Here is a 21,642-nt window from a genome sequence, read left to right on the forward strand (position 1 = left end):
CATCGCGTTTCAGCGACTTTCATAATATATCATAGTATATTATTTTCGTCAACAAGTTTTTTTCGATAACTTATATCTCTCATTTGCTGACTCTTCCTATTATATAAGCTTTCTCTCCACTATGCAAGTATTATTATAAAAAAATAAAGAGGGGAGAAATTCCCCTCTTATTCTTCTGAAGAAACCTCTTCTGAAGAAATCTCTTCACTAGTTTCTTCTTCATCATCTTTTTGTGCTTTTGCTACAGTCGCAACCTCTTGCTCATCCTCTAAGCGGATTAAACGAACACCTTGTGTATTACGTCCCATTTGAGAGATTTGATCAACTGGCATACGAATAATAACACCCGCTGCTGTAATTAACATAATATCTTCTTCACCTGTTACAGATTTAACTGCTACTAATTTACCGTTCTTATCTGTAATGTTACAAGTTTTTAGACCTTTACCACCGCGACTTTGCAGACGGTACTCATCAATCGGTGTACGCTTTCCATAACCGTTTTTCGTTACAATTAAAACATTTACATTCTCTTCGACGATTTCCATGCCTACGACTTGGTCTTCCTCACCTAATGTAATAGCTTTAACGCCTGCTGCATTACGTCCCATAGAACGCACATCTTGCTCATTGAAACGAATTAGCATACCGTTACTTGTTCCGACAATAATATCCTTATCACCAGATGTTAAACGTACAGAGATTACTTCATCCTCTTCACGAAGAGAAATTGCAATTAAACCATTTGTACGGATATTCGCAAACGATGAAAGTGGCGTTCTCTTAGAGACACCTTGTTTCGTCGTAAAGAATAAGAACTGATCGTCACCAAATTCACGAATAGGAATAATGGCATTAATCCATTCACCCTTATCTACGCCTAATAGGTTAATAATCGGTATACCTTTTGCTGTACGGCTATACTCTGGGATTTCATATCCCTTCGTACGGTATACTTTACCCTTATTAGTGAAGAATAAAATATGATCATGTGTAGAAGTAGTCAATAAATGCTCTACAAAATCATCATCATTTGTTCCCATCCCTTGCACACCACGTCCACCACGGTTCTGTGTTTTGTACGTAGAAGCTGGTAACCTCTTAATATAACCATTATGAGTTAACGTAATAGCGATGTTTTGTTCTGGAATTAAATCTTCATCTTCAATAGCTTCCATACCACCGATTGTAATTTCCGTTCTTCTCTTATCATTAAAGCGCTCTTTTACTTCCGTTAATTCTTCACGAATAATCTCAAGAACTTTTTCTTCATCTGCTAAGATTGCTTTTAATTCAGCAATTAACTTCATTAAATCTTGATATTCTTGTTCGATTTTTTCACGTTCCAATCCTGTTAAACGTTGCAGACGCATATCTAAAATTGCTTGCGCTTGTTTCTCGCTTAAACCGAAACGTTCCATTAGGCCTTGCTTTGCAATATCCGCCGTTTTCGAACTACGAATTAACGTAATAACTTCATCCAGATGGTCTAAAGCAATTCGCAATCCTTCTAAAATATGAGCGCGTGCCTCTGCTTTTTCTAATTCATAAGCAGTACGGCGACGGATTACTACCTTTTGATGCTCTAAGTAATGATATAAATTTTGTTTTAAATTCAGTACTTGCGGCTCTCCATTTACAAGAGACAACATATTAATACCGAAACTTGTTTGAAGTGCTGTATGTTTATATAAATTATTTAATAGTACATTGGCATTAGCATCACGGCGTACTTCCATAACAATACGCATACCATTTCGATCTGATTCATCACGTAAATCTGTAATACCTTCAATTTTCTTATCACGAACTAATTCTGCAATTTTTTCAATTAATCGCGCCTTATTAACTTGATACGGTAGTTCAGTTACGATAATAGTTTGTTTACCATTTGTTTTTTCTTCAATTTCAACCTTAGCACGAAGTATAATAGAACCTCTTCCTGTTTCATAAGCTCTACGAATACCACTTCGTCCCAAAATTAAACCTGCTGTTGGGAAGTCCGGCCCTGGAATACACTCCATTAATTCAGCGATAGTAATGTCAGGATTATGACTTAATGCCAATACGCCATCAATCACTTCACCAAGTTGGTGTGGTGGAATATTTGTTGCCATACCAACCGCAATACCTGTCGTACCATTTACTAATAAATTAGGGAAACGCGCTGGTAATACAATTGGCTCTCTTTCAGAACCATCATAGTTATCTTGGTAATCAATTGTATTTTTTGAAATATCGCGTATTAACTCCATAGAAATCTTAGACATTCTCGCTTCTGTATAACGCATTGCTGCCGCCGAATCTCCGTCAACAGAACCAAAGTTACCATGCCCATCAACAAGCATATAACGTTGACTGAAATCTTGCGCCATACGTACCATCGTTTCATAAACGGCTGAATCACCGTGAGGGTGATACTTACCGATTACTTCACCGACAATACGTGCTGATTTCTTATACGCTTTATCAGCTGTAATCCCTAAATCATTCATCGCATATAAGACCCTACGATGCACAGGCTTTAATCCATCACGAACATCTGGTAATGCACGAGACACGATAACACTCATTGCGTAATCTAAAAATGAGGTACGCATTTCATGACTAATATTAATTTCTCGAATTCGTGCTTGTTGTTGATTGTCTGACATTAACGAGCACCTCCTCTTACATTTCCGTTACACATACATTGATTTATATGTAGAAGACAGGAATACTTAGATTCCTGTCATTACTCATTTAAATATCAAGGTTTTTCACGTATTTTGCATTTTCTTGGATAAAGTTACGACGTGGCTCTACTTTATCTCCCATTAAGATTTCAAATGTTTCATCTGCTTCGATTGCATCTTGAAGAGAAACTTGAAGTAAAGAACGTACTTCTGGGTCCATTGTTGTCTCCCACAGCTGAGTTGGATTCATTTCCCCAAGACCTTTATAACGCTGAATTCCAGGCTTAGGTTGAGCTGGTAATTCAGCTAATATTGTTTCAAGTTCTTTATTATTGTAAGCATATTGAATTTTTTTACCTTGTTGTACTTTAAACAATGGTGGTTGCGCAATATATATATAACCACATTCAATTATTTGACGCATATAACGATAGAAGAACGTTAATAATAGGGTACGAATATGTGCACCATCCACGTCGGCATCTGTCATAATAATAATTTTATGATAACGAGCCTTCTCGATATCGAAATCCCCACCAATATTTGTACCAATTGCTGTAATAATTGTACGCACTTCATCATTAGATAAAATTTTATCTAATCGTGCCTTTTCAACGTTAATAATTTTACCTTTAAGTGGTAAAATCGCTTGGAAATGACGGTCACGCCCTTGTTTCGCCGATCCACCAGCAGAGTCACCCTCTACGATATAAATTTCACTGATTGCTGGATCCTTCGAAGAACAATCTGCTAATTTACCTGGTAAACTAGAAACTTCTAACGCACTCTTTCTACGTGTCAATTCACGGGCTTTTTTAGCAGCTACACGCGCGCGCGCTGCCATCGTCCCTTTATCTATAATTTTACGTGCAACGTTTGGGTTTTCTAGTAAGAACTTTTCAAAGGCTTCTGAGAATACAGATTCTGTAATCGTTCTCGCTTCACTATTCCCCAATTTTGTCTTCGTTTGTCCTTCAAATTGTGGATTCGGATGTTTAATTGATACGATTGCTGTTAAACCTTCACGAACATCTTCGCCAGTTAAATTACTATCCGCATCTTTTAAAATATTATTTTTACGACCATAATCGTTGATTACACGTGTTAGGGCGGTTTTAAATCCTACCTCATGTGTACCACCTTCATACGTATGAATATTATTTGTAAATGAGTAAATATGATTTGTATATCCTTCGTTATATTGAAGCGCAACCTCAACCTGAATTCCATCTTTTGAACCTTCAACATATACAGGTTCTTCATGGATTGGTTGTTTTGAGCGATTTAAATGTTCTACATATGATTTAATTCCACCTTCATAATGGAATTCTTTCTTTTGTTTATTTTCGCGTTTATCTTCAATTACTAATTTAATATTACGATTTAAAAATGCTAATTCACGCATACGAGTTGCTAGTGTGTCAAAATCGTATACTGTTGTTTCTGTAAAAATTTCTGGATCTGGCTTAAATCGAGTTATTGTTCCTGTTTGGTCTGTGTCACCAATGACTTTCAAATCCGCAACCGGAATACCTCTTTCGTATTTTTGATAATGGATTTTACCTTCACGATGTACAAATACCTCTAGTTCTGTTGATAGAGCATTTACAACAGATGCCCCAACGCCATGCAAACCACCAGAAACTTTATAACCGCCGCCGCCAAATTTACCACCGGCATGAAGAACGGTCATAATAACTTCTACAGCGGGACGTCCCATTTTTTCTTGTATACCAACTGGAATACCGCGTCCATTATCCGTTACACGAATACTATTATCTTCTTCGATACTAACGTTAATTTCATCACAATACCCTGCAAGTGCTTCATCAATACTATTATCGACAATTTCCCACACAAGATGGTGAAGTCCTTTTCCGCTTGTAGATCCAATATACATCCCAGGGCGTTTTCGAACCGCCTCTAGTCCTTCAAGTACCTGTATCTGACTTTCATCATATGAATTTTCTTGCATCTGCTTTTGTTCCATTGACACAAAGATCACCTACTTTTCCATTTAAACAGGGGATTATGCCCTATCTATTTCACAATCTACCGTGCCGTTCGTTACATGAATTGTTTTCGCTTCTTTTAATGTTTCGTGTTCAATTCCGTCGACACTCGTCGTTGTCACAAATGTTTGCACTTTTCCTTGAATTGTATTTAACAGGTGTGATTGACGATAATCATCTAATTCTGATAATACATCATCCAATAAAAGAATCGGATATTCCTTAACTTCCGAGTAAATCAATTCAATTTCAGCTAATTTTAGGGACAGTGCGGTCGTTCGTTGTTGTCCTTGCGAACCAAAGACTTGAACATTTTTACTATTAACGAAGAATTGTAAATCATCACGATGAGGACCAATTAAAGTCGTACCACGGAAAATTTCACGTTGTTTCACAGATTGAAAACTTTCATAGTATACTTCTTTTATTTTCGACAAATCCATTGATTCTGATACATCTACACTTGGTTTATAGATAATTTCTAATTCTTCTAATCCACGGCTTATGCCGCGATGGATTGGAGCTGCCCATTCTTGTAGTAAATGCAAAAATTCAAACCGCTTTTGCAATATTTTTGTACCATGCTCAATAAGTTGAAGTGTAAATACATCCAACATCATTTCCTCATTCTTACTATTCCCTTGCATCTTTTTCAGCAAGTGATTTCGTTGCGTGAGCACCTTTTGATATTGACTCAACTCATACAAATAGACAGGAGCTATTTGTCCTAATTCCATATCTAAAAAGCGTCTTCTTACTTGAGGGCTTCCTTTTACAAGATTTAAATCTTCTGGGGCAAACATGACAACGTTCATCATGCCAATATATTGACTTAACTTTTGCTGTTCAAGTTGATTTAATTTCGCCTTTTTACCTTTTTTCGAAATATTTAATTCCAAAGACAAAGAACTGTTTCTCTTTTGTAATTTCCCTTTAATTTGACCGAAATCTTCATCCCAACGGATAAGCTCACGATCATTAGCGGTTCTATGAGATTTCGCCATCGCTAAAACATAAATAGCTTCCATCAAATTCGTTTTCCCCTGTGCATTTTCGCCGATAATCACATTTACCTTATCTTCAAAGGAAAGCTCCAAATTTTCATAATTGCGATAGTTTTTTAATTGTATTTCCGAAATAAACAAGGGGCTCCCCCTTTATGCCTGAACTTGGAAACTTCCGCTTCCTGGAATTTCAATAATATCGTTCGCATATAATTTGCGACCTCTTCTATTTTCAAGTTCTTGATTCACGTACACTTCATATTCTTGTAAAAACCATTTTACAGCGCCACCTGTATCAATTACATCGGCTAACTTTAAAAATTGTCCTAGTGTAATATACTCTGTTGAAATTTTAATACGTTTCATAAAATCGCTCACTTTCTGAAAGTGTTCATTCTTTCATTGTACTAAATAAACTAACATTAGGAAAGTAATACCCAAAAATCAAACAAGGGCTACTAGCATCTTTAAACTAGCAACCCTTATTTCTCACCTAGTAAGTACGAACTGGTAAAATCAATTGAATAATGGACTCATCATTTACTGTACGAATTAAGAATGGTCTCATTGCCCCAGTAAAGCTAATCTTAATTTCTGTACTATCTAAGGCTTTTAGTGCATCCATCATATATTTTGCGCTAAAAGATATTTTTAACTCTTCCCCATCTACTTTTTCACATTGAACTTCTTCTACTACTTTTCCGATTTCTGGTGAATTCGAAGAAATTTCTAGCATTTCTTGTTCTAAAGTTGATAATTTTACAACATTATTACGGCCGTCTCTTGCTAATAGAGAGGCACGATCAATTGCTTGTAAGAATTCTTTTGTATTTACAAAAATATCTGTTTTGCTCTCTGCTGGAATTAAACGCGTTGTATCAGGATAATTCCCTTCTAACAATCTTGAGAAGAATAATAAATGTTTTGTACGGAATAATACTTGATACTCCGTAATAACGATATCTACCATTTCTTCAGATTCATCTAGAATTTTACTTAATTCATTTAAGCTTTTACCCGGAATAACAACATTTGCTTGAAACTCATCTGCAATATTATGCCCTTCAACTTTTGCTTTTCGAAGTGCCAGCCTATGACTATCTGTTGCAATACAAGTTAATTCACTGTTATATATCTTCCAGTTTACACCTGTCAAGATCGGTCTTGTTTCAGAAGTTGAAACTGCAAAAACAGTTTGCCTGATCATATGTTTAAGTAAATCTGTTGGAATCTTAAAAACATGATGTTCTTCAATTTGTGGTAATAATGGATATTCTGCAGAATCTAAACCATTTAAATTAAACTCCGATTTTCCAGATTTTATTTTTGTCATAAAATGATTTTCTACAGAAATTTCGACAGTGTCTTTCGGTAATTTTTTTACAATCTCACTGAAATATTTTGCTTGTAAAACAATACTTCCTGATTGTGCTACTTCTACAATTTCTTTTCCATCTTCTTCAACAGGGATAAAAGATTCGATAGAAATATCAGCATCGCTTCCTGTTAGTGTAACTCCCTCTTCAGTAGCGACAACTTTAATTCCCGTTAGGATCGGAATTGTTGTACGAGAAGAAACTGCCTTCATTACATCTTGTACACTTCTTACAAGATAGTCTTTTTGTATTGTAAAACGCATAACGAAAAACCTCCGGTAAGTATAAGATTTTATTTAATTAATAAAGATAAAAAATAGTAGTAATAGTAGTAGGGCTTGTGGATATGTGGATAACCCCGTTGAGAGATGTAAAAACAGTCTATCTACATGTGGATAGACTGTGCGTAAAGCAAAGGGAGTTATTCACATTATTCAGCTACTACTTTAAAATATCGTTAATTTCTTCAACTTGCTTTTGTAATTGTGTATCCGTTTTTAGTAGCTTAGAAATTTTTTCATGGGCATGGATAACTGTTGTATGATCACGTCCACCGAATTCTTCACCTATTTTAGGTAAAGAGGAGTCTGTAAGTTCGCGTGATAAATACATTGCAATTTGGCGAGGGAATGCAACCGATTTTGTACGCTTTTTCGCTTTAAAATCTTCTAATTTTACTTGATAAACGCCCCCGACGGCCTTTTGAATATCATAAATAGAAATAATTTTTGGCTTAGAATTTGGAATAATATCTTTAAGTGCTTCAGCTGCTAAATCAGCATTAATATCTTTGTTAATTAAAGATGAATAGGCTACAACACGGATTAGTGCACCTTCTAGTTCACGAATATTTGAATCAATTTGATTTGCGATATAAAGCATAACCTCATTTGGTATATCCAGCCCTTCAGCTTTTGCTTTTTTACGTAAAATTGCAATTCGCGTTTCTAAATCTGGTGGCGTAATATCCGTAATGAGTCCCCATTCAAAACGAGAACGAAGACGATCTTCTAAAGTTGGAATTTCTTTTGGCGGCCGATCACTTGAAATTACAATTTGTTTACTTTCTTCGTGTAATGCATTAAATGTATGGAAAAACTCTTCTTGAGTTTGTTCTTTTCCAGCTAGAAATTGAATATCATCTATTAATAAAACATCTACATTGCGGTATTTATTACGAAAATCGACCGCTTTATTATCACGAATAGAGTTAATGAATTCATTTGTAAATTTTTCTGATGATAAATATACAACTTTTGCGTTCGGGTTATGTTCAATTACGTAATGACCAATCGCATGCATTAAATGGGTCTTTCCAAGCCCAACACCTCCGTAAATAAAGAGAGGATTATACGCTTTAGCCGGTGCTTCGGCTACAGCTAACGAAGCAGCGTGAGCAAAACGGTTACCAGAGCCAATAACAAATGTATCAAACGTATATTTTGGATTTAGCATACTCTGTGGTAAATGATTAGAATCATCTTGTGATGCATTTGGTTTAGAAGGAGGAAGATCGATTTCCTCTTCAGCTTGACTTTGGGGAATGATAAAGCGAATAGCTAATTTTGCCCCTGTTAAATCATAAAGTGTTTCCGAAATTAGCTCTGAATAATGAGATTCTAACCAATCACGAGCAAATTCATTTGGAGCCGTAATTGTTAATACGTCCTTCTTTAAATTATGTGCGGTTGTTGATTTTAACCATGTTTCATAACTAGGTTTACTGACCTTTTTTTCTAGTTCCTTTAAGGCACTGTTCCATAAATCAGAAATGTTTTCCAAAGGTGTCCCTCCTTTACTAAGATGGTAAAAGAATAAGGTTGCGCAATAAATGTACAACCTAATAAATATAAAATGTATATTTATACGAAACGTATTTTAAAACCTAAAAACGTCGTTTGTATATGAGATAGGGTTTTCGACAAAAAAAGCGAATGTGGATAATCATTTACCCACATGTGATTAAAACTGTCCACATGTTATGCACAATTTGTGGATAAGATAAAGATGTGGAAAACTTATTCAAAGTGAAAACACAACTATAATATCAAAAAAAAGTGGCTATAGCAATGAAATTAAGAAAGTTATCCACAAAATCAATACCTTGTGGAATAAACTTGTCCACAACACGATATACTGTGTAAAAGTTCAAAAATAGTTTGTGGATATAAAAAACAAGAAAAAACATTTATCCACAAGAAAATATAGAGGCTGTGAAAAAGTATGTGAATAGGTTCAAAATGAATATTTGATGAAAATTTCGAGAACCATTGACATTTTCCTAGTTGATTTACTATAATTTATTAGACTGTCTTTAACAGATATTCCTCAGGGAGGTGTCATATAATGAAAAGAACTTACCAACCAAATAAACGTAAGCGCAGCAAAGTACATGGTTTCCGCAGCCGTATGAGCACAGCGAACGGACGTAAAGTGCTAGCAGCTCGTCGTCGTAAAGGAAGAAAAGTATTATCTGCGTAGACCACTGATCGTTCAGTGGTCTTTTTTTCTAATAATAATGAGTTTCCGCTGATGAAATACAGGAGTGTCAATTGATATGAAGAAAAAAAATCGTATAAAAAAGAATGATGAATTCCAGACGGTTTTTCAAAAAGGAAAATCGAATGCTAATCGTCAGTTTGTTGTATATCAGCTAGATAAAGAAGAACAACAAAACTTTCGCATTGGCCTTTCTGTGAGCAAGAAAATAGGAAATGCAGTAGTTCGTAATCGAATTAAGCGTATGATCCGCCAATCGATTATAGAATTAAAAGATGAGATAGATTCTGGAAAAGATTTTGTTATAATAGCAAGGAAGCCTTGTGCAGAGATGACATATGAAGAGTTAAAGAAAAGCTTAATTCATGTCTTTAAACGCTCTGGTATGAAAAGAATAAAAAAGTAGCGTAAGGAAATGAATTACACTATATACATACCGAAACAAGGAGGATCAGGCTTTGAAAAAGAAACTAGGTTTACTAGCCATGGTTATTGCGTTAATGGCAATTGCTACTGGCTGTAGTGAAACGAATCAACCGATTACGCCGAAAAGCACTGGGATTTGGAATGAATATTTCGTATATCCGCTTTCACAGTTAATCACGTATTTTGCCAACTTATTTGGTAATAATTACGGTTTAGCAATCGTTGTTACGACTCTTATCATTCGTTTTGCATTATTACCATTAATGATCAAACAAACGAAGAGTACGAAGGCAATGCAGGCATTACAACCAGAAATGGTGAAATTAAAAGAGAAATATAGCTCGAAAGATCAAGCAACACAGCAAAAATTACAACAAGAAATGATGCAGTTATATCAAAAAAATGGTGTAAATCCATTAGCAGGATGTTTACCAATATTTGTTCAGATGCCTATTTTATTCGCATTTTATCATGCGATTATGAGAACATCAGAAATTAGTAAGCATACATTTTTATGGTTTGATTTAGGACAGGCAGATCCGTACTATATCTTACCGGTTGTTGCGGCAATTACGACATTTATTCAGCAAAAACTTGCAATGGCAGGAACAGCTGGACAAAATCCACAAATGGCAATGATGATTTGGCTTATGCCAATCATGATTTTAGTCTTTGCAATTAACTTCCCGGCAGCATTATCACTGTACTGGGTAGTTGGTAACATCTTTGGTATCGCTCAAATGTACTTGATCAAAGGGCCGGACATTAAGGCTAGTAAGGCAGGAGGATCAAGCAAGTGAGTATAGTTACTGCTAAAGGACAAACAGTCGAGCTGGCAGTACAGGATGCTTTAAGGCAATTAAATGTTTCACAAGACCGAGTAGATATAAATATTATCGATGAGGGTAAAAGAGGATTCTTAGGTTTATTTTGGAATCGTCCTGCAGTGGTAGAAGTTGTATTGAAGAAAGATCCAATTCAAGAATGCGAAGAGTATTTAAAAAGTGTTATTCGCGATATGGGTGTGGAAGTTGAGATTAGTAAAATTGTAAAAGGACGCGAAGTTGAATTTACAATTTCTGGTGATAATGTAGGTATTTTAATTGGAAAAAGAGGCAATACATTGAACTCTTTACAGTATTTGACAAAACTTGTCGCGAATCGCAATACAAAGCAGTATATTGGTATTACATTGGATGCTGAAAATTATCGTGGCAAAAGAAAAAGTACGTTAGAATCGCTTGCTTACCGATTAGCTAAACAAGTGTCTAATACGAAAAAAAGGGTTGTTTTAGAGCCAATGCCATCTTTTGAACGAAAAATTATTCATCAAGCATTATCTAATCATCAAGATATCAATACAACTTCTGAAGGAAACGAACCATATCGGCATGTTGTAATATCTTCCAAATGACCGGTTACTCAAATGAGTGCCGGTTTTTTTTGAGGGAAAAACAGATGTGGATAACTAAAAAACACTAAACTTATCCACTGTGAATAAGTTTAGTGTTTTTTACATGAGGACATAATAAAATGAGTTATTATTCTTTTGTAGATAGGTTCGTTATGGTATTCTAATAATTTAGTGAAGAAAATAATCATGTTGAAATAGAGATAAATAAGCAAGTGAGGTGAAGGACATGGAATTTGATACAATTGCCGCGATTTCCACAGCACTTGGAGAGGGTGCAATTGCCATTGTTCGAGTAAGTGGGGATGATGCGGTTGAGAAAGTGAATCGGATTTTTAAAGGGAAGGATTTAACAGAGGTTCCTTCTCATACGATTCATTATGGTCATATTGTTGATTTAGATACAAATCAGGTTATTGAAGAAGTTATGGTGTCAATTATGCGTGCACCAAGGACTTTTACACGTGAAAATATAGTAGAAATTAACTGTCACGGTGGACTTGTTTCGGTAAATAAAGTATTGCAACTTATTTTAGCACAAGGAGTACGATTAGCAGAGCCGGGTGAATTTACAAAACGCGCTTTTTTAAATGGACGTATCGATTTATCACAAGCAGAAGCTGTTATGGATTTAATTCGTGCAAAAACAGATCGTGCGATGAATGTAGCAATTAACCAAATGGAAGGGCGGTTATCTAAATTAATTGGTCGCCTGCGTCAAGAAATATTAGAAACTTTAGCTCATGTTGAAGTAAATATAGATTACCCAGAATACGACGATGTAGAAGAAATGACACATAATATTTTAATTGAGAAATCGACACATGTTCGTTCTGAAATTGCAAAAATATTAGAAACATCGAAGCAAGGGAAAATTTTACGTGAAGGTATTGCTACTGCGATTATTGGTAGGCCTAACGTTGGGAAGTCATCACTATTAAATAGTCTCGTTCAGGAGAAGAAAGCAATTGTAACTGATATTGCAGGAACAACTCGTGATGTTATTGAAGAGTACGTTAATGTGCGTGGTGTACCACTTAAACTTATAGATACAGCCGGGATTCGTGAAACAGAAGATGTTGTTGAACGAATTGGTGTAGAGCGTTCAAAAGAAATGATGAGCCAAGCTGATTTAGTACTAGTTGTAGTCAATTATAGCGAAGCTTTAACAAATGAAGATGAAGATCTATTCCGTGCTGTGCAAGGAAAAGATTTCATCGTTATTGTAAATAAGACAGATTTACCACAAGCAATTGATATGGAACGTGTTACAGAGCTAGCTCTAGGAAATCGTATTATTACAACGTCTTTAATTGAGGAGCAAGGAATAGATGAGCTTGAAAAGGCAATAGCTGACCTGTTCTTTGAAGGAACAATTGATTCTGCAGATATGACATATGTTTCTAACGCAAGACATATTGGATTATTAACACAAGCAGAAAAGACAATTGGAGATGCAATCGAGGCGATAGAAAATGGTGTTCCAATTGACATGGTACAAATTGATTTAACAAGAACGTGGGAAATACTTGGTGAAATTACTGGTGATACCGTCCATGAAAGCTTAATTGACCAGTTGTTCTCTCAATTTTGTTTAGGAAAATAATATAAAGATGTTTTAGAAAGATAGCGATTATTAGGAGGAATAAGTAATGGGATACAATGCCGGTTCATACGATGTCATAGTAATCGGTGCAGGTCATGCAGGATGTGAAGCTGGTCTTGCGGCAGCACGAATGGGCTCCAAAACATTAATGTTAACAATTAACTTAGATATGGTAGCTTTTATGCCATGTAACCCTTCTGTTGGTGGACCAGCAAAAGGGATTGTTGTTCGTGAAATTGATGCATTAGGCGGAGAAATGGGACGCAACATCGATAAAACGCATATTCAAATGCGTATGTTAAATACAGGTAAAGGACCAGCTGTACGTGCACTTCGAGCACAAGCAGATAAATTCTCTTACCAGCACGAATTAAAGAAAACAATCGAAGAAACACCAAACTTAACGTTGTTCCAAGGAATGGTAGAGCGTTTAATCGTTGAAGATGGTGTATGTAAAGGTGTAATTACGCAAGCTGGTGCTGAATATACAGCAAAAACTGTTGTAATTACAACTGGAACATTTTTACGCGGTGAGATTATTATGGGGGATTTAAAATATTCCAGTGGTCCAAATAATCAGCAACCATCAATTACATTATCTGAACATTTAGAGGAACTTGGATTTGATCTAGTTAGATTTAAAACAGGTACACCTCCGCGTGTAAATAGTAATACAATTGACTACAGCAAAACAGAAATTCAACCAGGTGATGATAAACCACGTGCATTTTCGTTTGAAACGACAAAATTTATTATGGATCAAATTCCATGTTGGTTGACATATACAAGTACAGAAACACATCGTTTAATAGATGAAAATTTACATCGTTCAGCTATGTATTCTGGTATGATTAAAGGAACGGGGCCTAGATATTGTCCTTCTATTGAAGACAAAGTAGTAAGATTTAATGATAAACCACGTCATCAAATTTTCTTAGAGCCAGAGGGACGCAACACACAAGAAGTATATGTACAAGGGTTATCCACAAGCTTACCAGAAGATGTACAGCGTGACATGCTTAGAACAATTCCGGGTCTAGAAAATGTTGAAATGATGCGTACAGGTTATGCAATTGAATACGATGCAATCGTACCAACACAACTATGGCCAACACTTGAAACGAAAAAAATTAAGAATTTATATACGGCAGGACAAATTAACGGAACTTCTGGTTATGAAGAAGCGGCAGGACAAGGACTTATGGCTGGGATTAATGCAGCATGTCGATCTTTAGGTAAAAAAGAAGTTATTTTAGGTCGTGGGGATGCGTATATTGGTGTCTTAATTGATGATCTTGTAACGAAAGGTACAAATGAACCATATCGTTTATTAACATCTCGTGCAGAATATCGTCTATTATTACGTCACGACAATGCAGACCTTCGCTTAACTGAAGTTGGTCGTGAAATTGGCTTAATTAAAGAAGATCGTTATGAGCGATTTACAAATAAAAAGTTACAAATTGAACAGGAAAAGGAACGTTTAGCGAGCATTATTATTAAACCACGTCCTGAAGTTCAAGAATTAATTCGCAGTATTGGCGGAAGTGAATTGAAAGATGGGATACGTGCAAGTGATTTATTACGTCGTCCAGAAATGACGTATGAGCATATTCATCTTTTAGTACCAAGTGAATTAGAATTAAGTGATGAAATTACAGAACAAGTTGAAATTCAGATTAAGTACGAAGGATATATTGAAAAGTCTTTACAGCAAGTAGAGCGTATGAAGAAAATGGAAAATAAAAAAATCCCTGTGGATATTGATTATGATGCGATTTCTAGTCTTGCCTCAGAAGCTAGACAGAAATTGAAAGATGTTCGTCCACTTTCAATGGGGCAGGCTTCACGTATTTCTGGCGTAAATCCAGCTGATGTTTCCATTTTGCTTGTGTATATTGAACAAGGAAAAATTGCGCGAGTATCGAACCAATAAATAGTAAGGAGATATTGCTAGATGAACATAGAACAATTTCAATCTATGCTAGAAGAGAAGGGGATCACCCTCTCTTCTAGACAGTTAGAGCAGTTCAAAATCTACTTTGAAACATTAGTAGAGTGGAATGAAAAAATGAATTTAACGGCTATTACAGAGAAAGAAGAAGTATATTTAAAACACTTCTTTGATTCCATTACAGCTGCTTTTTATTATGATTTTTCAAAACCATTCTCAATTTGCGATGTTGGCGCAGGGGCTGGATTCCCAAGTATTCCTTTAAAAATCTGTTTCCCGCACTTAAAAGTAACAATTGTAGATTCATTACAAAAACGTATTAATTTCTTAAATCACTTAGCGCAAAAATTAGAATTAAGTGATGTTGCATTTTGTCATGATCGTGCTGAAACATTTGGTAAAAAAGAAGGTGTACGTGAGTCGTACGATATTGTAATGGCACGTGCAGTTGCGCGTCTTTCTGTATTAAGTGAGCTATGTTTACCACTTGTAAAAGTTGGAGGAACATTTATTGCAATGAAAGGTGCAGCGGCGAACGAAGAAATTGAAAATGGTAAGTATGCTTTAGAGGTGCTTGGCGGGGAGTTAAAAGAAATGTCTACGTTCCAATTGCCATTCGAAGAAAGTGAACGTAATATTTTATTAATCGAGAAAAAGCGCAAGACACCAAAGAAATATCCACGCAAACCGGGAACACCCAATAAATTACCTATTGAAAAATAAATCTTATTAGACGTAAGATTGAATTATATAAATGAAAACGTAAATGTTTCATAGGAAACATTTTATGGAGAACAGTCAATAGGCCTAAAAGGTGGTGGAATATGTATGAAAAATACGTTTTCTCGTTTATTTGGCTTTGGAGATAAAGAGAGCGAATTCGAATTACAAGACGAAAGCCATGAAGAAATAGATAAAAAGGTATATGAGGAAATACAAGAAATTCCGATAGTGAATATTACCCCTAACCGTTATCAACCACGAACAGTTTTTGATGATGCACGTATTGAGGAGCTAGCGTTAACGATTCGTACACACGGGCTTATTCAGCCAATTGTTGTGAGACAATATGAGGATGATAAGTACGAGATTATTGCTGGGGAAAGACGTTTCCGCGCGGCAACAAAATTAGGTTGGGAAAAGGTTCCTGCAATTATAAAGAATTTAAATGATACAGAAACCGCTTCTGTAGCTTTAATTGAAAATTTGCAACGTGAGGAATTAACAGCAATCGAGGAAGCTGTGGCATATCAAAAGCTAATTGAGTTACATAATTTGACACAAGAAGCATTGGCGCAAAGACTTGGAAAAGGACAATCTACAATCGCAAATAAGTTGCGATTGTTAAAGTTGCCTGAAGAAATAAAAAGTGCATTATTAGAAAAAAATATTACAGAACGTCACGCTCGCGCTCTCATTCCTTTAAAAAATGAAGAATTACAACTGAAAGTTTTACAGGAAATTGTGGAGAAACAACTGAATGTAAAGCAAACAGAAGAACGAATTGCAAAATTGCTAGAGGAAGCAAAACCGAAGCGTAAGGCAAAACAAAAAGCAGTAAGTCGAGATACGAGAATCGCCATGAATACAATTAGGCAGTCATTACAAATGGTTGCTGACAGTGGTTTAAATGTTAATTCTGAGGAAGAAGAATTTGATGAGTACTATCAAATTACAATTAAAATTCCGAAGAAAAAATAATAATGGCTTGTTAGAGACCTTATCCTATCGGAAGGGTCTCTTTTACTATATTTTCTTGTTAAATGAAGAAGGAGTTTAGAAATAAATTTTGAAGTTTAATAAGGACGTAAAAGAAAAACTTTTATTTCATGTTACAATAAACGTAATTGTTACTAGAATAAGATAGAAAGGTTGAAAGTAGGTGACATCATGGGAAAAATCATTGCTATTGCTAATCAAAAAGGTGGTGTTGGCAAAACAACAACATCTGTTAATTTAGGGGCTGGATTGGCACAAGTAGGTAAAAAAGTCCTTCTCGTAGATATTGATGCTCAAGGAAATGCAACGACTGGTGTGGGAATTGAAAAATCTGAATTAGATCAATGTATTTACAACGTTCTTGTGGAAGATGCAGATGTTCAAGGAGTTATACGGAAAACCGCAACTGAAAACTTAGATGTTCTACCCGCTACAATTCAATTAGCAGGTGCTGAAATTGAATTGGTACCGACTATTTCCCGGGAAGTACGTTTGCAAAGGGCATTACAACCAGTTCGTGATGAATATGATTATATTATTATCGACTGTCCCCCTTCCTTAGGGTTATTAACGATTAATGCATTAACAGCAGCAGATTCTGTTATTATTCCTGTTCAGTGCGAATATTACGCACTAGAAGGATTAAGTCAGCTATTAAATACAGTTCGACTTGTGCAAAAGCACTTAAATAAAAATTTAGCAATTCAAGGTGTATTGTTAACGATGTTGGATGCCCGTACAAATTTAGGTATTCAAGTCATAGATGAAGTGAAAAAATACTTTAGGGATAAAGTATACCGTTCGATTATTCCTCGTAATGTTCGTTTAAGTGAAGCGCCAAGTCATGGAAAACCGATTATGCAGTATGACGCTAAATCAAGAGGGGCAGAAGTATATATAGATTTAGCAGAGGAAGTGATTGCAGGTGGCTAAGGGATTAGGAAGAGGAATTAATGTGTTTTTTCCTGATTTGGATGTAAAAGAAGAAGAAACAATTCAGGAGATTATAGTAACTGAGTTAAGGCCGAACCCATATCAACCACGTAAACACTTTAATAAAGAGGCGATTCAGGAGTTAGCGACTTCTATTAAAGAACACGGCATATTACAACCGTTAATTGCTAGAAAGAGTATTAAGGGATATGAAATTGTTGCAGGTGAAAGAAGATATCGTGCGGCTAAAGAGGCTGGACTTGAAAAGGTACCCGCTGTTGTAAGGCAATTAAATGAGCAACAAATGATGGAATTCGCATTGCTTGAAAACTTGCAACGCGAAGATTTAAATCCTATGGAAGAGGCAATGGCATATCAGATGTTAATGAATGAGCTAAATGTAACACAAGAACAATTAGCGAAACGTCTTGGTAAAAGCAGACCTTATATTGCAAATTATACTCGGTTATTAAGCCTCCCTTCATTCGTACAAGATATGATTGCGAATGGTCAACTTTCAATGGCTCATGGGAGAACTTTACTTACGATAAAAGATGAAGAACAGTTGAAATCTTTATTGAAACGCATTGAAAAAGAAGGATTAAATGTTCGTCAATTAGAGAAAATTGTCCAAGAGATTAATCAACGCGTTTCACGTGAAACAAAAGAAGTGAAAAAAGAGCGAAATATATTTTTCGTAGAACGCGAAACGTTCTTAAGAGAAAAGTTTGGCACAGATGTAAAAATTAAAGAAACAAAAAAAGAAAAAGGTAAAATCGAAATTGAATTTTTTAATAAAGAAGATTTAAATCGCATTTTAGAATTATTATCACAGAAAAATTAAAAAGCAAACCATCTTATTATTTATAGATGGTTTGCTTTTTTTAATGCAGATAATTTTTGGTCCGTTTCTTTTATACTTTGTGCGATTACATCAGCCATTTTCATGACTAAACTTAATCTCGTATTTTGAAGAACGAAAAACTCCATAAAACCGTTTAGGTTGACGATACCGTGTATATGCAAATCACCAACTGCAGGTAATTTCTTATTCATCGCAGCTCCGGGTTTACTAGGGCCCTTTCCGGTAGTGATGGAACCAATGCTTTGTGATTTGCCTAAACATGCATCAACGGCGATAATAAAAGCAGTTGGATTTTCTTTCTGTATATTCTGAATTTTTTCTTCTAAATTTAGCGCATGTATGGGTTCATCTAGTGTACCGAACACTTGGAAGTTTTTAATTTCTACTTGCTCCAGTTTAGTGCCAACTAATGGACCGAGTGCATCACCAGTGGAACGATCTGTTCCGATACAAACAAGAATCAGTGGTATAGTAGTTCTAATAGGGATATGAGAAAGTAGGAAATTACTGATTGTCTCGGAGGCCTCTAAGTCTTGATGCATAACATTTTGAGTTTCTTTTTCAAAAAAAGGTAAGCGAAAACTCCTAATATTCATGAAGCACCCATCCTTTTAATAAATTTTCACAATATGTTATATGGTAAGTGAAATGGAAAATTATAAGTGCATGCTTTTGCAAACTGTAAATGAAAACGGAAATAATAGTACTAGTATATATATATTCGCTCCATTTTATACCTGGATGGAAGTTAACAAATGGAATTAAAGTCATAAATTTTTTTCAGAAATCAGAGAGACTTCTGATACAATAAGAAAGATAACTAAAAAAGAAATTTTGGCTGGAGAGGTAGAGGTACATGGATTTAGCGTTGAAATGGTTTGAGTCCATTGATTGGACAAATATAGGTGTGAAATCACTAAAAATAGTCGTTATTTTAATACTTGGTGCAATCGTTGTGCGAGTTGCAAGGGCGGTTGTACGAAATGCGTTTCGAATGGGAAGTCGCTCACCGATTCAAATTTCAGAGCGTCGTACAGTTACAGTAGCGAAATTGCTTGAAAATATTGTGGCATATGTTGTTATGTTTATCATGTTAATAGCAATTTTAGGTGTATTTGAAATTAATGCATCAGGCTTATTAGCAGGTGCTGGGGTAGTTGGTTTAGCAGTCGGATTTGGTGCTCAAAGTTTAGTGAAAGATGTCATTACAGGACTATTTATCTTGCTAGAAGATCAATTTTCAGTTGGTGACTACGTAAGAATTGGCCAGTTTGAGGGAGTCGTTTTAGAAATTGGACTTCGTACAACAAAATTAAAGAGTTGGACAGGTGAAATTCACACTTTACCAAACGGAAGTATTATTCAAGTTACTAACTTTTCAGTGAGTAACAGTGTTGCATTTGTTGATGTATCTATTTCGTATGAGGCTGATATAGCAAAAGCAGAGCAAGTCATTGAAGATTTATTAGTCGAACTTCCTGAAAAGTATGAGAAAATGGTAGCAACTCCTCAGCTATTAGGTGTTCAAACGTTAGCTGCATCAGAAGTTATATTACGTGTTATTGCTGAAGTGGAGCCGATGCAACATGCAGTTATTGCTAGAGCCCTTCGTAAAGAAATTAAAAACCGTCTAGATTTACATGGAATTGAAATTCCATACCCGCGTATGGTTTTATATAATCGTGAAGAGTTGGTTAGTGGAAAAGCAATTTAGTCTGGAGAGGAGTTTGGAGAATGGAGCAAAAGCAATATAACTTGTACGATGTTGTGGAAATGAAGAAAGCCCACCCATGTGGTGAGAATCGATGGAAGATTATTCGTATGGGAATGGATATCCGCATTAAGTGCGAGGGATGTGACCATTCCGTAATGATTCCTCGAAGAGAGTTTGATCGTAAGGTGAAAAAAATACTTGTGAAGCATGAAGAATAGAGAGAAAGTAGCAGTTGCAGTAGGTAACTGTTACTTTTTTTCGTTTGAAGGAAACTTGTCATTTTTTTCGTTACTATCTATAATGATGAAAGATTGAGACATAGGAGTGAAAAATATGGGATTAACGGCTGGGATTGTTGGATTACCTAACGTAGGGAAGTCCACTTTATTTAATGCAATTACACAAGCAGGAGCAGAATCTGCGAACTATCCATTCTGTACAATTGATCCAAACGTAGGGATCGTAGAAGTACCAGATGAGCGTTTAAATAAATTAACGGAATTAGTAGAACCGAAAAAAACTGTTCCGACTGTATTTGAATTTACTGATATTGCAGGTATCGTAAAGGGTGCAAGTAAGGGTGAAGGATTAGGAAATAAATTCTTATCTCACATTCGCCAAGTAGATGCAATTTGCCAAGTTGTTCGTTGTTTTGAAGACGAAAACATCACACACGTTTCAGGAAAAGTAGATCCAATTGACGATATTGAGACAATCAATTTAGAGCTAATCTTAGCAGATTTAGAGTCAGTTGATAAACGCATCGAGCGTGTTGCGAAATTAGCAAGACAAAAAGACAAAGAAGCAGTATATGAGCATGAAATTTTAGTTCGTTTAAAAGAAGCTTTTGAAGAGGGAAAACCAGCTCGTACTGTTGAATTTACAGAAGAGCAAATGAAGATTGTTAAAGGCCTTCATTTACTTACAACGAAAGAAATGTTATACGTAGCGAATGTAAGTGAAGACGATATTATCGATCCTTCGGAAAATAAATACGTACAAATGGTAAAAGAATTTGCAGCAAATGAAAATTCTCAAGTAATCGTTGTATGTGCAAAAATCGAATCAGAAATTGCTGAATTAGACGAAGAAGAGAAAAAAGTATTCCTTGAAGAATTAGGAATTGAAGAGTCTGGTTTAGATCAATTAATTCGTGCTGCATATGACCTATTAGGACTTGCTACGTACTTTACAGCTGGCGTTCAAGAAGTACGTGCTTGGACGTTTAAACAAGGTATGAAAGCACCACAATGTGCGGGTGTTATTCATACAGACTTTGAGCGTGGATTTATTCGTGCAGAAACTGTTTCTTACGATGACTTAATGACAAACGGCTCTATGACAGCTGCAAAAGAAGCTGGTAAAGTACGTCTAGAAGGAAAAGAGTATATTGTAAAAGACGGAGATGTTATGCACTTCCGCTTTAACGTTTAATTTAATATTTCCTA

General features: G+C 35.6%; 20 protein-coding genes. 13 read left to right on the plus strand and 7 right to left on the minus strand.

From position 1 onward, the window contains the following. Positions 1-167: 167 nt before the first annotated feature. From gyrA to dnaA, 6 genes are all read right to left on the minus strand, one after another. Positions 168-2,654, minus strand: a complete 2,487-nt coding sequence (gene gyrA / locus COC96_RS21845) for a DNA gyrase subunit A (protein ID WP_098268551.1) — start codon at positions 2,652-2,654, stop codon at positions 168-170. A gap of 88 nt (positions 2,655-2,742) precedes the next feature. Further along, positions 2,743-4,665, minus strand: a complete 1,923-nt coding sequence (gene gyrB / locus COC96_RS21850; RefSeq protein WP_098268552.1) for a DNA topoisomerase (ATP-hydrolyzing) subunit B — start codon at positions 4,663-4,665, stop codon at positions 2,743-2,745. Positions 4,666-4,704: 39 nt separating this feature from the next. Further along, the gene (recF, locus tag COC96_RS21855; protein ID WP_097902528.1) at positions 4,705-5,832 is read right to left on the minus strand and encodes a DNA replication/repair protein RecF; all 1,128 of its coding nucleotides are present in this window, start codon (positions 5,830-5,832) and stop codon (positions 4,705-4,707) included. 12 nt (positions 5,833-5,844) lie between these two features. Further along, positions 5,845-6,057: a S4 domain-containing protein YaaA gene (gene yaaA / locus COC96_RS21860; protein ID WP_000821366.1), complete on the minus strand. Its 213-nt coding sequence runs from the start codon at positions 6,055-6,057 to the stop codon at positions 5,845-5,847. Positions 6,058-6,184: 127 nt separating this feature from the next. Then, the gene (gene dnaN, locus COC96_RS21865; protein ID WP_097902527.1) at positions 6,185-7,330 is read right to left on the minus strand and encodes a DNA polymerase III subunit beta; all 1,146 of its coding nucleotides are present in this window, start codon (positions 7,328-7,330) and stop codon (positions 6,185-6,187) included. A 178-nt stretch (positions 7,331-7,508) separates the two neighbouring features. After that, positions 7,509-8,849, minus strand: coding sequence for a chromosomal replication initiator protein DnaA (gene dnaA, locus COC96_RS21870; RefSeq protein ID WP_097902526.1), 1,341 nt, complete (start codon positions 8,847-8,849; stop codon positions 7,509-7,511). A gap of 564 nt (positions 8,850-9,413) precedes the next feature. On the opposite strand from dnaA, the gene rpmH reads away from it, so the two are divergent. The 10 genes from rpmH to spo0J all read left to right on the plus strand — a co-directional run bounded on the left by rpmH (position 9,414) and on the right by spo0J (position 18,459). After that, a complete protein-coding gene (gene rpmH / locus COC96_RS21875) occupies positions 9,414-9,548 on the plus strand; it encodes a 50S ribosomal protein L34 (RefSeq protein ID WP_000831901.1) in 135 nt (44 codons plus the stop codon). 76 nt (positions 9,549-9,624) lie between these two features. Beyond that, positions 9,625-9,972 (plus strand): ribonuclease P protein component, encoded by a 348-nt coding sequence (rnpA, locus tag COC96_RS21880; RefSeq protein WP_097902525.1) that lies wholly within the window; start codon positions 9,625-9,627, stop codon positions 9,970-9,972. 52 nt (positions 9,973-10,024) lie between these two features. After that, positions 10,025-10,792, plus strand: a complete 768-nt coding sequence (spoIIIJ, locus tag COC96_RS21885) for a YidC family membrane integrase SpoIIIJ (RefSeq protein WP_098268553.1) — start codon at positions 10,025-10,027, stop codon at positions 10,790-10,792. Continuing rightward, positions 10,789-11,406, plus strand: a complete 618-nt coding sequence (gene jag / locus COC96_RS21890) for an RNA-binding cell elongation regulator Jag/EloR (protein WP_098769349.1) — start codon at positions 10,789-10,791, stop codon at positions 11,404-11,406. Before spoIIIJ ends, jag begins: the two co-directional genes overlap by 4 nt. 226 nt (positions 11,407-11,632) lie before the next feature. Next, complete coding sequence (gene mnmE, locus COC96_RS21895) at positions 11,633-13,009, plus strand: tRNA uridine-5-carboxymethylaminomethyl(34) synthesis GTPase MnmE (RefSeq protein ID WP_098268555.1); 1,377 nt, start codon at positions 11,633-11,635, stop codon at positions 13,007-13,009. Between the two features lie 46 nt (positions 13,010-13,055). Continuing rightward, positions 13,056-14,945 (plus strand): tRNA uridine-5-carboxymethylaminomethyl(34) synthesis enzyme MnmG, encoded by a 1,890-nt coding sequence (gene mnmG / locus COC96_RS21900; protein ID WP_098268556.1) that lies wholly within the window; start codon positions 13,056-13,058, stop codon positions 14,943-14,945. Positions 14,946-14,966: 21 nt separating this feature from the next. After that, positions 14,967-15,686 carry a 16S rRNA (guanine(527)-N(7))-methyltransferase RsmG gene (rsmG, locus tag COC96_RS21905; RefSeq protein WP_001019628.1) on the plus strand — a complete coding sequence of 240 codons (720 nt, stop codon included), beginning with the start codon at positions 14,967-14,969 and terminating at the stop codon, positions 15,684-15,686. A gap of 105 nt (positions 15,687-15,791) precedes the next feature. After that, positions 15,792-16,664, plus strand: coding sequence for a nucleoid occlusion protein (gene noc / locus COC96_RS21910; RefSeq protein WP_097902520.1), 873 nt, complete (start codon positions 15,792-15,794; stop codon positions 16,662-16,664). A 189-nt stretch (positions 16,665-16,853) separates the two neighbouring features. Next, entirely contained in the window at positions 16,854-17,615 is a 762-nt protein-coding gene (gene soj / locus COC96_RS21915; protein ID WP_000516117.1) for a sporulation initiation inhibitor protein Soj, read from the plus strand. Continuing rightward, entirely contained in the window at positions 17,608-18,459 is an 852-nt protein-coding gene (gene spo0J, locus COC96_RS21920) for a stage 0 sporulation protein Spo0J (RefSeq protein ID WP_098268557.1), read from the plus strand. Before soj ends, spo0J begins: the two co-directional genes overlap by 8 nt. A gap of 20 nt (positions 18,460-18,479) precedes the next feature. Here the strand turns inward: spo0J and yyaC are convergent, their stop codons facing one another. Further along, complete coding sequence (gene yyaC / locus COC96_RS21925; RefSeq protein WP_098268558.1) at positions 18,480-19,076, minus strand: spore protease YyaC; 597 nt, start codon at positions 19,074-19,076, stop codon at positions 18,480-18,482. Between the two features lie 260 nt (positions 19,077-19,336). Between yyaC and COC96_RS21930 the strand changes: the two genes are divergently transcribed. The 3 genes from COC96_RS21930 (at position 19,337) to ychF (ending at position 21,628) form a co-directional block, all read left to right on the plus strand. Then, the gene (locus COC96_RS21930; protein ID WP_097902517.1) at positions 19,337-20,194 is read left to right on the plus strand and encodes a mechanosensitive ion channel family protein; all 858 of its coding nucleotides are present in this window, start codon (positions 19,337-19,339) and stop codon (positions 20,192-20,194) included. Positions 20,195-20,214: 20 nt separating this feature from the next. Beyond that, complete coding sequence (locus COC96_RS21935; protein WP_000436051.1) at positions 20,215-20,412, plus strand: DUF951 domain-containing protein; 198 nt, start codon at positions 20,215-20,217, stop codon at positions 20,410-20,412. A gap of 115 nt (positions 20,413-20,527) precedes the next feature. After that, positions 20,528-21,628, plus strand: a complete 1,101-nt coding sequence (gene ychF / locus COC96_RS21940; RefSeq protein ID WP_000524657.1) for a redox-regulated ATPase YchF — start codon at positions 20,528-20,530, stop codon at positions 21,626-21,628. Positions 21,629-21,642: the final 14 nt, after the last annotated feature.

The sequence above is a fragment of the Bacillus cereus genome (genome assembly GCF_002577405.1).
Classification (GTDB): domain Bacteria; phylum Bacillota; class Bacilli; order Bacillales; family Bacillaceae_G; genus Bacillus_A; species Bacillus_A cereus_AU.